Genomic DNA, 13,329 nt, shown 5'->3' with positions numbered 1-13,329 from the left:
CCGGCCGCCAGAGATATTGCATCCAGATATGCGGTGCCGGCCGGTCACCTCTTTGCAGTCATGCCGGCCCTCGGTCCGCCAGCCACCGGACCCGAGACAGGGCTTGCCGTCGCTGACACCGGATCGCGTAACATCGACCACCATGCATGCATCCCCTATTACCCCGCCAGCCCGCTGGCTGTATTCGGCTCTGGTCATCGCCTATCTGTCACTGTGGCTGCTGCTGCGCATCGCCGAACAGCCTTACTGGATCCTGCCCTTCGGCCTGCGCCTTGGCGTCCTGCTGATCACCCCACCCCGGGTCTGGCCATGGCTGCTCGGCGGCGAACTGCTGGTTGCGGCGGGCCATCACTACTCCAATGGCACTCCTTGGGACATCCTGGCCCGGACTTATCTGCCCGAACCGCTGCTGATGATGGCCTGCGTATACATCGGCCGTCGCTTCGGTATCCGCAGCTCGATGGATCATCCCGAAATCGCCGTCAAATTGCTTCTTTTGACAGTGCTGACCGTCATAGTCGCCACCATCGGAAGTGCCTTGCTGGGTCCGCCGACAACTGCCCATGCAGCCGTCCCATGGTTTGACCGCATCGCCCCCTTCACGCGTGCCATGCTGGGCAGCTATATCGGCTCGCTGCTGGTGGTGCCGGCCCTGATCATGGCCTTCGGCACGCCGGCTTCACATGCGGAACTGAAGGCCTTGCTGCGTCACAGCCTGATCCTGCTGATGCCTTGCCTGCTGATCCTGGCCACTCTGATGACGCTGCCGCCGCCGCTGCCCCAGTTTGCCCGAGTCCTTTCGCTGGCGCCGGTGCTGTTTTTTGCCTTCAGCCACGGCTGGCGCGGCGCCTGCCTGACTCTGATCCTGTCCAGCCTGGATATCGCCCTGGCCGGACTGTTCGGCACCGGCAGCGAGGTCAATGCGACCTCGCAGCTGTTTCTGGCCGTCACCGGCACCGGCGCACTGATGCTGGGCACCGCCAGCGACGCCTTGCGCCACAGTGGCCAGCAAGTGGCCGAACAGAACCATCGCCTGGCCTCCGCCAACCAGCAGCTCGACCAGCTGGCCAGAGAGCTGCGCCATGCGGCTCGCGGCAATCTGCACAGTGAAGAGCGCCAACGCCGCTACCTTGCTGCCGAACTGCATGACGAACTGGGCCAGAACCTGACGGCCATCCAGACCCATGTACAGCTGGCCCGCTTTCGCCTGCAGCAGGCCGGATTGCAGGACATCGGCGCGGCCATCCACGGCATTCTGGGCCAGATGCGCAAGTCACTGCACCATGTACTGAACAATCTGCACCCTGCCGTGCTGGACGAATTCGGCCTGTATCGGGCCCTGGCTGACGGGCCGATTCGCGAATTGCTGCAGGTCGCCCATGTGGCCTACCTTCCGGAACTTCAGGGTGATCCGGATGCACTGGATGACGAAGCACGGGTAGCCCTGTACCGGATCGCACAGGAAAGTGCGACCAATACGGTCAAGCATGCCCGGGCCAGCGTGTTTCGGCTGACCCTGCGGGTCCGCCGTCATGGTCCGGCCATCGTCGCGATCCTGGACATCCGCGACAATGGTATCGGCCTGCCCCCCGAAGGCTCGCGCCAAGGACGCGGACTGCAGGGCATGCACGACCGCGTCACGGCCATCGGCGGCCGCTTTCGACTCTATCCCGGCGGCGACGGCGCCCATATCCGGGTCCTGCTGCGCAGCGGACCCGATCCGGATCTGGATGCCCTGCCAGCCGTCGACGCACGCCAGCGGATCCTGCGGCAACCCATGTGATCCACCCATGGCCCAGATAAATCAGGATCTAGGAATTTTTCCGATTACACACCGGTAAAAACTTCGTTAGGATCGAACCATCGATGGGGGAAGCGCAGCTGCAAAGCCGCGCAGCAAGCTGGTTGTGGGGACAACCGCTTGAAGGGAGGCATGATGCCCTCCCGTGGATGGATGGATGGCAAAGGATGCTGCTGCTGATGCGCACGCCCGAAGGCCGCCATCACCACTGTGACCCGCCGCACGTGCAGTAGCTGACGTCGGCGGTTTTTTTTGCCTGTTGCCCGGGAATCCGTCAGCTCGCCCTGGCCGGCGAAGGCATCGCCTGACGGGTCGGCGCCCGGTCAAACAGTGTATTGCCCTGCCCTTACGGTCGGCATCGCTTGGCGCATCGCCGCAGGCATGGCCGCCCGCTACGCCCGGGCAGTCACCAGCGGGGAGACCCTGCCTGCAGCCGCGGTCATGTCCAGTCCACGAAGGCCCTGACCCGAGGTGCCAGCACCAGCGCGCGGACAGACCCATGGAATGGGCAACGGCTCCGGTTCGAAGTCGCCCAGAATCCTGAGCAGCCTCCCGCCGGCCAATTCGTCAACCACCTGATGATGCATCACCCGGACAATGCCCAGGCCTTGAATCGAGTTCTGACCTGGTGGTCCACTCATGCGGAGGGCCGGGCCGAAATCGTGCAATGGCTTTCTTTCACCTGCAATGAAACACAGCACGGCCTGTGCACGCTGAGACTGATCCCCAAATTCGGGCCGATCTGGACAAGGCCATGGCCAAGCACCGCGCCGAACGCACCCTGCAACGGCTTGAGTCGCATTTGCAGAACCACGACTGGCTAGCACTGGAGCGGCCGACCATCGCCGACTGCGCGGTCTGCCCGTATGTGCTGCCAACTCCGGAGGGCGGAATGGATCTGGAGCCATGGCCCGCCATTCTGGCCTGGATGCCCCGGATCAAGGAACTGCCGGCCTGCTGCGCTCCGGGCTGATCAAGTTCCAGGGTAGGGACTGGCTTCGCGCCGCCCCGTGCTGCAGGGACCGAGGACAGGGGCGCCGGGCAGGAGCGGCTTCCGCATCGATCCGTCCTGTACGACGCGGATCGATGCAGATCAATGCAGGGACGCGACGCTCAGCCGCGCCGGCCACCCTTGCTGCGGACATAAAGTACCAGACTGTGTCCCTCGATCACGTAGCCGTGCTTGTCGGCGATGTCATTCTGCAGGCGTTCGATTTCCTCGCTGAAGAACTCGATCACCTTGCCGCTGTCGACGTCGATCATGTGATCGTGATGCTCGCCGCGATCCAGTTCGTACACAGCCTGACCGCCTTCGAAATTGTGCTTGACCACGATGCCGGCGGCCTCGAACTGGGTCAGCACGCGGTATACCGTCGCCAGGCCGATATCTTCCTGATTGTCCAGCATCCGCCTGTAGATATCCTCAGCCGTCAGATGGCGGACTCCGCCCTCTTCAAACAGCTGCAGGATGCGCATTCGTGGGTGGGTCACCTTCAGACCGGCCTTGCGAAGTTCTTTCGATTCCTGTTCCATAAGACTTACCCCTAAATACGCGTCACCCTCTAAAGGGCTAGTGTATCATCGACACTCTGGCTGATTCGGACCGCACTTTCGCATGCACAAACTGACACGTACGCTGGCGACCGCCCTGCTCGCTTCTTCGCTGGCTGGCTGCCATTTTCTCTATGTTCCCGACGTACAGCAAGGCAACTGGCTGGAGAAAAAGGACGTGGACCAGTTGAAGCCGGGCCTGACCAAGCGCCAGGTGCTGGTGCTGCTTGGCACGCCATCGGTCGCCACGCCTTTTGAACAGGATCGCTGGGACTATGTCTCCACCAACTCGCTGCGCGGTCGCAAGCCGACCATTCACAGCCTGACCCTGACCTTCAACAACGACATCCTGGTTCGTACCCAGGGTGACTTCTTCGCTCAGGATGCCAGCAAGGCCCTGAAGCGCAGCGAGCGCTATCGGACGAAGTACTCGGTCAACGATGAAGACGGCGACAAGAAGATGGGCCCCAAGCCCGTCGATCCCAATGCCATGGGCAATTTCGGCGGCGCCGGCAACAAGAACGGCAGCGGAGCCAACGGCCAGCACTGAGGTCACCTTCCGCGAGGCCTGCCCCTGCCGGCCCTCAGCGTCGTCCCGCCCGCAAACGGCGGGCGCGCATCGGATCGCATTGCAGCGGCCGGTAGATTTCGACCCGGTCGCCATCCTGCAGGACGTATCCCGAGTTGACCCGGCTGGAAAAAACGCCAAGATCCAGCTCGATACCCGCCAGCTCCGGCCGCATTTCGAGCAAGCCGGAGGCACGCACCGCCTCAGTGGCAGTGCTGCCAGCAGGCAGTTCGACGGACCTCAGCCATTGCTGCCGCGGCAAGGCATAAGCCACCTCGATCCGCAGCATCGGCTCAGCCATAGGCCTTGCGGGCCTCGCTGCAGAAATCGTCAACCATGCGCGAAGCCAGTCCCTGAAAGCCCAGCTTCAAGGCCGTACCGCCGAGCCGGCCGGCATAATCGAAATCAAGATTGAGTTCCACCTTGCAGCCCTCATTTCCCAGAGGGTGGAAGTGCCAGATGCCCTCCAGCGCCTTGAGCGGCCCATTGACCAGACTGATCTGCAGACGTTCAGGACGTGAAAAAGTATTGCGGGTGGTAAAACTCTGCTTGAATCCGGCAAACTTGAGGTCCAGGCGCGCTACCAGCGCGGTCTCGCCCTGCTCAAGCACCTCGGCCCCGGAACACCAGGCGAAGCGCTTGGGGTAGGCTTCCACATCATTAACCAAGTCAAACATCTGGGCCGGCGTAAACATTACCAGCGCGCTGCGGCGGATCTGGATCACAAAGACCTCATTCAATTTCGGTGCGCTCCACTGCCCTCCCGGGCAGCGGGTCGACCATCAGCAAGAGATGCCGAGTTTAACGGACATGGCCAAGCCAAAGGGCAAAGACAAATCCAACAGTGGCACGATCGCGCTCAACAAGCGCGCCCGCCACGAGTATCACATCGACCGGCGCTACGAGGCCGGCATGGCCTTGCAGGGCTGGGAGCTGAAGTCCCTTCGTGCCGGCCGCATCAACTTCGGTGACAGCTATGCCATTGTACGGCAGGGCGAAATCTTTCTGTACGGCGCCTCCATCCCGCCGCTGATCAGCGCCTCCAGCCACTATGTGGCCGATGACAGGCGCCTGCGCAAGCTGCTGCTGCATCGCGAAGAGATCGACCAGCTGATCGGTGCGGTGGAACGTCGCGGCTACACCATGGTGCCCACCGCCATGTACTGGAAGGGCAACCGGGTCAAGATCGAGATCGGCCTGGCCTTGGGCAAGCAGCAGCACGACAAGCGTGCCGCCGAAAAAGACCGTGACTGGGGCCGTGAAAAGCAGCGCACCATGCGCGCCCACAACCGCGTCGCCTGATTACCCGACACCGATACGAAAGTTTTTGTCACAAAACTTGAATACGCGGCTGCAAGGCCGCATACTCATCAAGCTCAAGTTTCAACCCCGGGGGTGTCCTGGCTTCGACGGGGGTAGTGAGATAGTTGAGTGCATGCCGAGGGGGCAGCTTTCCTCGTTAATCCAGCGGCAAAACTCATAGTTGCCAACGACGACAACTACGCTCTCGCCGCTTAAGGCGTAGCCCCGAACCTGCTTGTGCTCGTGCTCGCAGATGTAGGGTCATTATCACGAGATCGCCAATAGACTGCGGCTTGTCGGTCCTAGGCTAGATAAAACAAGCTGGTTCCCTGGCGCGCTTTGCACGCCGTGCTGTCAGGGGACGAGATTCAACGGCGAGCTAAGCATGTAGTACTTGGCGTCAAGCGCCTTCGGACGGCGGTTCGACTCCGCCCACCTCCACCAATACCGAAAGCCCGGCCCTCACAGGCCGGGTTTTTTTGTGTTCGATCTCTGCAGCTCCCGCAATGACCCGCTAATAACTTGCGCAGATGTTGCCTTCCCCCAAAGGAGACACCGATGAGCACGATGATGGAAAAAAGCTCAAGCGCTGGATGGCCCTGCGCAAGTCGGCGCTGGCCCTTGAAATCATCCAGGGCTGGCCGCCAGTTCGACCTGACCCTGGCGAAACTTGAGAGCTGGGTCGAGGACGGCAAGCGCAGCATGGAGAACGCACTGCGAGCCTAGCCAGAGGACGTGCGAGAGCCGTACGATCGTCAGCTCAAGGATCTGCAGGGAGCCTACGGTGAGGCGATCCTGGAGATGCGCGCGCAAAAAAAGTTGGCTTCCTTGCCGGGAAAGGACGAGAGCCGATGCGCTGGTTCCAGCAGCGACTGAAGGACTAAGGGGTCGCGGTATCGATAGCCAAGCTGTGCCAGTGGTTCGGTGAGGGCTGCCGCACGGCGCACTACATGCCGACCCGCTCGCCCGCCAACGTCAAGGCCGAGCTGGCCGCCTCGATCAAAGTGATGATCGAGGCGGCACCTTCGTTTGGCTATCGCACCGTGACAGCGCATCTTTCAGCTCGAGGGCTGGCAGGGGTGTAAGCAAGCGCCGGGGCAGCGTCCGCGGATTGAGGCCAAGGTCTCGCGTGCCGAAAAACCGGATCAACGCTGGCCCACGGATCTGGGTCGCATTTGGGGTGACAAGGATGGCCGGCTCAACCTGGCGCTGGTGATCGATTGCAGCACGCGCCCATTGCATGGCTGGCACCTTTCCCGAACCGGAAAGGCAAGTACGGCCTCGGCAGCCCTGGATCAGGCGCTGATCACGCGCTACGGCATGCTTGGCCAGGTGTGTGAGCCGTTCTTGCTGCGCTCGAATAACGGGTTGGTCGTCACCAGTCGCAATTACATGCGCCTGGTGCGCAGCTATGGCCTGAAGCAGGAGTTCATCACGCCGCCCTGCCTTCCGGCGAGGCAAGTTAAAGGGTGAGGCGGTAGTCGGCGGCAGCGATGACTTTGGCGCAGCCGCTGGGCTGCGGCTTGTGAATTGACAGTGTTTGTGGGACTTTTTGAGATTGATTTGAGCGCAGATTGGGGAGGAATCATGCTTGAACCTGCCTCAGGGCCAGCCGAGTGTCAACGAAGGAGTGGGCAGCGCATTGTCGTGTTTGACTTCGATCTGACGATAACGCGCTGGGATACGGCAAGCCGTTTTTTCCGTTGGTTGCTGTGGCGAAACCCATGGCGTCTCCTTGTGGTTTTCCTTGCACTTCCGATGCTCGGCCCCCTTCTCCTATGGCGGCAAGCGCGTTGGGTGCCGATGCGCTTTGCAGTATGGGTTGCCACATTGGGGCGAACGCTTGATTCCTTGCCGGCGTTAGTCGAGGAACACATCGACTCGCTGCCGAATGGGCATGCCTCTGTGATGCTGCCTGCTGCTATCGAACATCTTAAAGCTCACTTGCAGAACGGAGATAAGGTCGTTATTGCCACCGGCTGCCTCCAGCCTTTGGCCGCAGGTCTCTTGGAGCGTGCAGGCCTTGGCGAGGTGCCACTTGTCGCGTCGACACTGCGTCCGCTCCTCGGCGGACTGGTGCGTGATCAGCACTGCTTTGGCCAAAATAAAGTTTCTATGCTTACCGCACAAGGATTTGGACCGCCATGGGATATTGCCTACACGGATCATCATGCTGATTTGCCGGTGCTTCTACTTAGCTCGGAAAGTCATTTGGTTAGCCCAAAGGAAAAATGCCTTGCGCGCATAGAGCAAGCACTGAGCAGCCAGCCTAACATTTTGCTCTGGCGGTAGGCTTCTTCGCCTCAACCTGGACTTGCCCCGCTCTTTAGACACTTCGCACCCTCACAATGAAGCCTGTTCAAAGGCTTCGGGACTGTCGTCGGCCACGGTCTATCGCTGCTTCCAGGACAAGCAGGCGCTGTTGCGCACGGCTTGCCTGCACATTCTGAAGCTGAGCAAGCAAAGCAATCACCTGCATCTGCAGCGCAAGCGCGAGCAGGGCACGCTGGAAAGCGCTGCACGGGAGATGGTCGGATTGATGTTCATGCAGAACCGCCTGCAGCCCAAGCTGGCACAGGCGATGGAGACGTTCCTTGGGTCCGACGACGAAGAACTCGTGCAGGAGGCTGTGGCCATCCGTGACGACAACCTGGACCAGGTGATCCAGGCCATGCTCGCGCACCGCAGGGAACTCACCCATCCCAATCCGGAACAAGCTGTACGCATCGCCACCATCCAGGCAGCCACGTCCATCGGTATTCTGTGCTTCAAGCCGCGCTCGCTGACGAACTGGCCCGCGCCTACGTAGCCTACCTGAGGCAGGGGGATCGAAGTCCTTGATAACGCGGCATGTCGGCATTGCACTTAAGGAGACGGAGGAAATAAAGTCAACTCAAACCCACCGCTTGAGGTCTATTGCCGCCGGTGCAGCGTCAGGAGCCGTGCCCAGTGCGTTGGTGCTCCTTCCCAGTCCAATTGGCTTCGGTGTTCGACTAGCTTGGCTGCGACTGTCGAACTCACCGGCTCTCTGTAACCAGGGCAGACCGGGACTTGCACCAGAAAGCACTGACATCATCATGTCGACGAGGATGCATCATGACTTGTTGCAGACGCCGTTATATACGCCCGCATGGGGTCGCATGGATGGCGCTGCTGATCGCGCTTTCCTCAACGGCCACCGAAGCTGCCCGCGACTACCCGTACAACGGCCCGGATGCCCGAAGTCGACCTTACGGGGAGAACTACAAGGACCGGCTGCTGGCCATCTGCCTGACCCGGGCCTATAAGGCAGCACCTGAAGCGGCCAGGGACGCCAGCGGCACCGCCTCCTTGCTGCTGGACTGGACCGATTACGACCTGGAGGCCGCAACCCTGCCCATGTTCGCGCTTGTTGATCGCTATCTGGCTTCAGGCCAACCAGACCTGGTCGCGAAAACAAACCCGGCCGGTCGCCGTCCCGATCTGCTGAAGTGCCTGGCGATGTATCACAGCCCCGAGCTGCAGGCTCAGGTCAAGCGCTTCGTCGACCATCCGCAGCGCAGCTACAGTCAGGATCATGCACCCACGGGAGACACGCCATGAGCCGCAGTCAACGTAGATCATGGGTCGCCGCAGGCGCGTACAGCCCGGGCCCCATGACCTGTCCGCTCGCATGGATCTGCCTGCTGTCCATCATGGCCTTCTGCCCTGCCCGACTCGTGGCCCTGCCACCGGCGACAGCCTCGTCGACAGCTACATCGCCACCGGCCGAGCAAGGCGGAGGTCAGAATTTCAAGGACATGGTGCTGGCCATGTGCATCGCCGAGGCCTACCGACATGAGGCCCAGCCGGCAAAAGATGCAGGCCGCAGCGCCGAGATGCTGCGCCAGTCCGCGCACGATGCCAAGCCCGCCACGAAGCGCGAGATTTTTCTGCTGATCGATGAATATCTGCAGCGCGACTACTTCGACCCCATCACCGCCTGGCAGGTACACGGACTTCGATTCGACCTGATGAAATGCCTGGACCTCTACCATAGCGAGGCACTGGAGCATGTAACCCAAGCTCAAGTCGACCCGCCCGGCCTCATGGCTTCGCAACCGGAAAGAAGGTAATGAACCCTCCTCCGGTTGACGATGGTGGCATCAGGCCATCGCTCCATGGATGAAGGCGCTTATACGGCCAGTGCCCCGCCATCTACAAACAGTTCGACACCTGCAACATAGCTGCTGTCCGTGGAAGCAAGAAACAGCACTGCACGGGCGATCTCATCCGGCTGTCCCAGGCGCCCCAGGGGCACGAGCTGCTTCAGCATATCTTCCACGCCCGGTCGCGCCTCGAGGAATGCCCGCATCGGCCGGGTCTCGGTACCGCTGGGCGATACCATATTCACGCGAATGCCCCGGTCTTTGAGTTCGCTAGTCCAGGTCCGCGCAAACGAACGCACCGCCGCCTTGCTGGCGTTGTACAGCGATTGCCCGGGAAACCCCTTGCTGCCAGCCACGGAACCATTGATCACCACCGCGGCTCCATCCACCAGCAAGGGTAGCGCCTTTTGCACCGTATGCAGCACACCACGGACATTCAGGCCAAAAATCTGCTCGAAGCCGTCATCGGTGATCGTGCCTAGCGGCCGCGGCTCCAGCTCCGAGATTCCCGCATTGGCAAAGACCACATCCAGCCTGCCGTGATCGCATTGGATCTGGGTATAGAGCCTGTCCAGATCACCTGGGCGAGCCGCGTCACCCTGCACGGCCACGGCACCATGGCCGATCAACGCTACCGCCGCATCCAGCCGTTCCTGGCTGCGGCCGGTGATATAGACGCTCGCCCCTTCGGCGGCAAAGGCCTTGGCGGTCGCCAGTCCGATGCCGTCACTGCCACCAGTGATCGCCACAATCTTGTCTTTGAATCGCATCTGGATAAACCCTTAGTAAGTGGAGCATTGCTCCACTTACTATATGGAGGTAGCATCCACTTTACAAGTGGATACACCGATGACAGCAGATCCCTCCCCCGCCCAAGCCTTGCGCGCCGATGCTGCCCGCAATCGCGAGCGCATTCTGATCGCGGCCGAGAGCCTGTTCCTCGAACGCGGAGCGGATGCCTCGCTCGACGAAGTGGCCAAACGTGCCAAGGTCGGCATTGGCACGCTCTATCGCCGCTTCCCTACCCGCGAGGCCTTGCTGGCCGCGATGAGCGACGAACGTCTGCTGGCCTTGGCCGAGGCCAGCCGTGCCCGGGATCAGAGCATGCCGCCCGACCAGTCGATCCGACAGTTTATGGAGGAGCTGGTGATCCACACCTGTCACTACCGCGGACTGGCCGCCTCGTTGGGCGCGGTCTTGCAAAGCGGTACGCCCGGCTGTCATGCCAGCCAGCAGGAAGCGACCCGCCAGCTGAAACGTGCCCAGGATGCCGACGTACTGCGCCAGGATGTCTTGCTGGACGACCTGGTGTGCGTGGTGATGGCGATATCACTTGCCGTTGAACAGGCTGGCGGCAGCCTGAGCAGGGTCCGCCATCTGACCCACCTGTTTATCGATGGCTTCAGCAATCCTGGGCGCGCTCTGCAAGTGAGCGATCAACGGCCAGCAAAACCGAGCCGACGCAGTCCCTGACCGCTAGGCCGACTCGAGACTTCCATATCAATACAGGTGTAGGTGCCGGACCTGCAGAATCACAAGCAGGTACAGCTGGACAATGTGGCAGTGATTGCCTTGCTGACCAGTCACCGTATTCCGGTAGATGCGCTGCGCGCCGACGATTTCGATGAGATTCTCCACCAGCGCCAGCAGAGCCTGCTGGCGCTGGTGGAGAAGGCGACGGGAAAGCAGGCACAAGTCTCTGTAGCCATCGCAGCCCTTGATCTCGCTGAGCCGGCAGAGTCCATAACTGCTACATAGCAGTTTCCAGATGCGTTTCCATGGATGGCCAAATGGCGCACAAAGCCATCCAGTCAGAGCATCCTTCACGATCGAAGGCGTAAAACTTCATCTCTTGCCCATCCGAAGCGGATCAATGTGATTCCCCTGGCATGGAATCGCCGATTTTAGCTACCAAGCCACCTGCAAGGGCTGTTCTCTATAACATGCCACCCCATAGCCATGGACGCCCATCCATATCACCACTGGCAACGGAGCGCACACTGATGGCTTGGCAATACCATCAATCCAATGGAAAGCTTTACCATGACGGCAAATATATCGCCAAGGGGTATTCCGGAAAAGGAAATGATCGCGATCAACCGGGCAGTGAATCGCATGTCGGCTCCGGCCCCATCCCTCGCGGAAAGTACAGCATTCAGGCCCCTCACTTGAGTCCATATACCGGCCCCAAGTCACTACGCCTGATACCGCATCGAGGCACTCGGACTCATGGGCGTTCGGGCTTTCTCATTCATGGGGACAGCCTGACGCATCCGGGACATGCATCGAATGGCTGCATTGTTCTGGGACCGCAACTGCGCGAACGCATCTGGAACAGCGGTGATCATGAACTGGAGGTCCTGCGCTGATGACACGTCTGCCCACCTTCATGCTCGCCATCGGGCTGAGTTTTGCATGTCCTTTGGAAGCTGCTGCCGGACAGATCACGACAACAGCGAATGCCTCGCAACGGCCGGCGCAACAGCTTGCCCGACGTCTGGCCGAGGAGCCGGCCCGCGATGTCGTGCAAAGCTATGGTGACCACTTCGAGGGAGCCGTTTTGTCCCATCTGGAGCGTGGCGAGACCGACTGGATCGCCCTCGCCCCCAAACTGGCTGCCGGTACAGATGCAGGCACTTCCGAAGGACTGTCGATAGCTCTCGCTTATGCATTGCCGCTGCAGCCGGTCGCGGTACTGGCCGTGCTGAGCAAGCGTTCAGGACCGCTGGGCGTGGAGCGCGTCTGCTCGATCCCGTTTATTGAAGACAGCGTGAAAGACATCAAGTCCTATCAGCGTCGTGCGATCCGGGCGGTAAGCGAGGTGCGGGATACAGGGCTGCAGCAAGCCAGAGAGCGCTGCCTGCAAGTTCTGAGGTACTGATGCTTGTCGCGCTGATGTGTCCATCCATCGGCCACGCCGGCAGGCCACGCTTCCAGAGCAAGCAAGCCACGCCCCGGCTCGGCTCGGCTCGGGGACAGGCTGGGTCCGCTCGATATCTGCCGGACACATCAAGGTCTGGATCCATCAATCATCCGCGAAACGACATACACGTCGACTGTGCCGATCGAGCACTCGGTGTCCAATGACTTGCTGTCTGTCACCACACAGACCTCTCGGCCGTCTTTCAAGGGAAAGCGGATATCGTGGATCTGGCGATATATGACTTTGCCGTAGTCATCATGCCCCGAGGACTGGGAAGTCAACCGCTCGGCCTTGATCCCTGAAAGATCGACCTGGGCAAGATTCAACAGTCCCAGGTTTTGCAACTGCACCTCCGCCATATTCGTAGGCCAACTGGCGCAGTCAGGTCCATCCCTGTCACTGGCCTGGGCAAGCCCCACCCAAGCCAAGGCGACCCATGCCGCCCATCGCCCTCCCTGTTTCATGGCACGACCTCCAGCGAATGATCGCCACTGCTCCAGATCAGGCGCCGAGTAGACAATCGCAGCACCACGCAGCCTGTGGATGCCCGTCCAGGGTGATCACTGCCATCGCCATGGATCATGAATCCCGTACGTCCAAACGTACGGGTCATCGGCTCCGCTACAAGACGCAGTGTCATGGGTCAAGTTACAGGATGCGTCACAGGAGCCTGAATCACATAGCTGCCACGCGGAATCGGTCCTTGATCGGCAAGTGCCTGTTGCTCGGGATGATTTTTCACCACGCCCGATCCGGAGCAGCCCTTGTCGACATAACGACCTGCTCGAAACAGGTTTCCGCTGGCCTGATGATACGTCCATGTCATGGCGATCCCTCGACGGCCGTGGTGAGCACCGTCTCCGAATGAAAGGCGTGACCCGAGGGCTCCGAGCGCACACCGTACAGGTATCTCAGGAACATCGATCTGATCGAGCGCCTTCCGCTTTCCTGCAGCCTGATACGATTTATTTTGAAGGACTGGCCGCGATGCTCCTGCCACGAGTCCATAAAAGGCACGTGAGTCTGCGCTCGCCGCACGATCCGTACACGAAGAGGA

At 60.8% G+C, this 13,329-nt stretch carries 20 protein-coding genes and 1 other RNA gene; 15 read left to right on the top strand and 6 right to left on the bottom strand.

The window, feature by feature from the left end; genetic code table 11:
* Window positions 1–142: 142 nt before the first annotated feature.
* A complete protein-coding gene (locus FRAAU_RS06605; protein WP_014402774.1) occupies window positions 143–1,783 on the top strand; it encodes an MASE1 domain-containing sensor histidine kinase in 1,641 nt (546 codons plus the stop codon).
* Between the two features lie 724 nt (window positions 1,784–2,507).
* On the top strand, window positions 2,508–2,774 hold the full coding sequence (locus FRAAU_RS06600; protein ID WP_052317842.1) for a glutathione binding-like protein: 267 nt from the start codon (window positions 2,508–2,510) through the stop codon (window positions 2,772–2,774).
* A 140-nt stretch (window positions 2,775–2,914) separates the two neighbouring features.
* Here the strand turns inward: FRAAU_RS06600 and fur are convergent, their stop codons facing one another.
* Window positions 2,915–3,334: a ferric iron uptake transcriptional regulator gene (gene fur, locus FRAAU_RS06595; protein WP_014402773.1), complete on the bottom strand. Its 420-nt coding sequence runs from the start codon at window positions 3,332–3,334 to the stop codon at window positions 2,915–2,917.
* 82 nt (window positions 3,335–3,416) lie between these two features.
* Here fur and FRAAU_RS06590 point away from each other — a divergent pair, with 82 nt between their 5' ends.
* The gene (locus FRAAU_RS06590; RefSeq protein ID WP_014402772.1) at window positions 3,417–3,902 is read left to right on the top strand and encodes an outer membrane protein assembly factor BamE; all 486 of its coding nucleotides are present in this window, start codon (window positions 3,417–3,419) and stop codon (window positions 3,900–3,902) included.
* A 34-nt stretch (window positions 3,903–3,936) separates the two neighbouring features.
* Here the strand turns inward: FRAAU_RS06590 and FRAAU_RS06585 are convergent, their stop codons facing one another.
* Both FRAAU_RS06585 and FRAAU_RS06580 read right to left on the bottom strand, forming a co-directional pair.
* Window positions 3,937–4,221 carry an RnfH family protein gene (locus FRAAU_RS06585; RefSeq protein ID WP_014402771.1) on the bottom strand — a complete coding sequence of 95 codons (285 nt, stop codon included), beginning with the start codon at window positions 4,219–4,221 and terminating at the stop codon, window positions 3,937–3,939.
* Complete coding sequence (locus tag FRAAU_RS06580) at window positions 4,214–4,645, bottom strand: type II toxin-antitoxin system RatA family toxin (RefSeq protein WP_014402770.1); 432 nt, start codon at window positions 4,643–4,645, stop codon at window positions 4,214–4,216. Before FRAAU_RS06580 ends, FRAAU_RS06585 begins: the two co-directional genes overlap by 8 nt.
* Before the next feature lie 85 nt (window positions 4,646–4,730).
* Here FRAAU_RS06580 and smpB point away from each other — a divergent pair, with 85 nt between their 5' ends.
* From smpB to FRAAU_RS06545, 8 genes are all read left to right on the top strand, one after another.
* Entirely contained in the window at window positions 4,731–5,222 is a 492-nt protein-coding gene (smpB, locus tag FRAAU_RS06575) for an SsrA-binding protein SmpB (protein ID WP_014402769.1), read from the top strand.
* Between the two features lie 89 nt (window positions 5,223–5,311).
* Window positions 5,312–5,666, top strand: a transfer-messenger RNA (tmRNA) gene (ssrA, locus tag FRAAU_RS16910).
* 506 nt (window positions 5,667–6,172) lie between these two features.
* Window positions 6,173–6,307 (top strand): hypothetical protein, encoded by a 135-nt coding sequence (locus FRAAU_RS17845; protein ID WP_280985211.1) that lies wholly within the window; start codon window positions 6,173–6,175, stop codon window positions 6,305–6,307.
* The gene (locus FRAAU_RS16900; RefSeq protein WP_217176285.1) at window positions 6,276–6,695 is read left to right on the top strand and encodes a DDE-type integrase/transposase/recombinase; all 420 of its coding nucleotides are present in this window, start codon (window positions 6,276–6,278) and stop codon (window positions 6,693–6,695) included. Before FRAAU_RS17845 ends, FRAAU_RS16900 begins: the two co-directional genes overlap by 32 nt.
* A gap of 174 nt (window positions 6,696–6,869) precedes the next feature.
* Window positions 6,870–7,514, top strand: a complete 645-nt coding sequence (locus FRAAU_RS16895) for an HAD family hydrolase (RefSeq protein ID WP_245546447.1) — start codon at window positions 6,870–6,872, stop codon at window positions 7,512–7,514.
* 130 nt (window positions 7,515–7,644) lie between these two features.
* On the top strand, window positions 7,645–8,031 hold the full coding sequence (locus tag FRAAU_RS06555; RefSeq protein WP_041270426.1) for a hypothetical protein: 387 nt from the start codon (window positions 7,645–7,647) through the stop codon (window positions 8,029–8,031).
* 287 nt (window positions 8,032–8,318) lie between these two features.
* Window positions 8,319–8,804 (top strand): type VI secretion system amidase immunity protein Tai4, encoded by a 486-nt coding sequence (locus FRAAU_RS06550; protein WP_014402766.1) that lies wholly within the window; start codon window positions 8,319–8,321, stop codon window positions 8,802–8,804.
* Window positions 8,801–9,316 carry a type VI secretion system amidase immunity protein Tai4 gene (locus tag FRAAU_RS06545; RefSeq protein WP_014402765.1) on the top strand — a complete coding sequence of 172 codons (516 nt, stop codon included), beginning with the start codon at window positions 8,801–8,803 and terminating at the stop codon, window positions 9,314–9,316. Before FRAAU_RS06550 ends, FRAAU_RS06545 begins: the two co-directional genes overlap by 4 nt.
* Before the next feature lie 59 nt (window positions 9,317–9,375).
* Here the strand turns inward: FRAAU_RS06545 and FRAAU_RS06540 are convergent, their stop codons facing one another.
* Window positions 9,376–10,125: an SDR family NAD(P)-dependent oxidoreductase gene (locus tag FRAAU_RS06540; RefSeq protein ID WP_156803361.1), complete on the bottom strand. Its 750-nt coding sequence runs from the start codon at window positions 10,123–10,125 to the stop codon at window positions 9,376–9,378.
* A 73-nt stretch (window positions 10,126–10,198) separates the two neighbouring features.
* Between FRAAU_RS06540 and FRAAU_RS06535 the strand changes: the two genes are divergently transcribed.
* The 4 genes from FRAAU_RS06535 (at window position 10,199) to FRAAU_RS16400 (ending at window position 12,230) form a co-directional block, all read left to right on the top strand.
* Window positions 10,199–10,822, top strand: coding sequence for a TetR/AcrR family transcriptional regulator (locus FRAAU_RS06535; protein ID WP_014402763.1), 624 nt, complete (start codon window positions 10,199–10,201; stop codon window positions 10,820–10,822).
* A gap of 42 nt (window positions 10,823–10,864) precedes the next feature.
* Window positions 10,865–11,107, top strand: a complete 243-nt coding sequence (locus FRAAU_RS06530; protein ID WP_041270424.1) for a hypothetical protein — start codon at window positions 10,865–10,867, stop codon at window positions 11,105–11,107.
* 245 nt (window positions 11,108–11,352) lie between these two features.
* The gene (locus tag FRAAU_RS06525) at window positions 11,353–11,718 is read left to right on the top strand and encodes a tlde1 domain-containing protein (RefSeq protein ID WP_014402762.1); all 366 of its coding nucleotides are present in this window, start codon (window positions 11,353–11,355) and stop codon (window positions 11,716–11,718) included.
* Window positions 11,718–12,230 carry a hypothetical protein gene (locus tag FRAAU_RS16400; RefSeq protein ID WP_014402761.1) on the top strand — a complete coding sequence of 171 codons (513 nt, stop codon included), beginning with the start codon at window positions 11,718–11,720 and terminating at the stop codon, window positions 12,228–12,230. The genes FRAAU_RS06525 and FRAAU_RS16400 overlap by 1 nt, the downstream gene beginning before the upstream one ends.
* Before the next feature lie 128 nt (window positions 12,231–12,358).
* On the opposite strand, the gene FRAAU_RS06515 is transcribed toward FRAAU_RS16400, so the two are convergent.
* Together FRAAU_RS06515 and FRAAU_RS17575 are read right to left on the bottom strand one after the other, a co-directional pair.
* The gene (locus FRAAU_RS06515; RefSeq protein ID WP_156803360.1) at window positions 12,359–12,622 is read right to left on the bottom strand and encodes a hypothetical protein; all 264 of its coding nucleotides are present in this window, start codon (window positions 12,620–12,622) and stop codon (window positions 12,359–12,361) included.
* A 293-nt stretch (window positions 12,623–12,915) separates the two neighbouring features.
* Window positions 12,916–13,098, bottom strand: a complete 183-nt coding sequence (locus FRAAU_RS17575; protein WP_217176261.1) for a DUF2778 domain-containing protein — start codon at window positions 13,096–13,098, stop codon at window positions 12,916–12,918.
* Window positions 13,099–13,329 lie beyond the last annotated feature (231 nt).

Origin of the sequence: Frateuria aurantia DSM 6220 (genome assembly GCF_000242255.2) — a bacterium.
Taxonomy (GTDB): domain Bacteria; phylum Pseudomonadota; class Gammaproteobacteria; order Xanthomonadales; family Rhodanobacteraceae; genus Frateuria; species Frateuria aurantia.
This window is presented reverse-complemented; position numbering and strand designations above follow the sequence as displayed.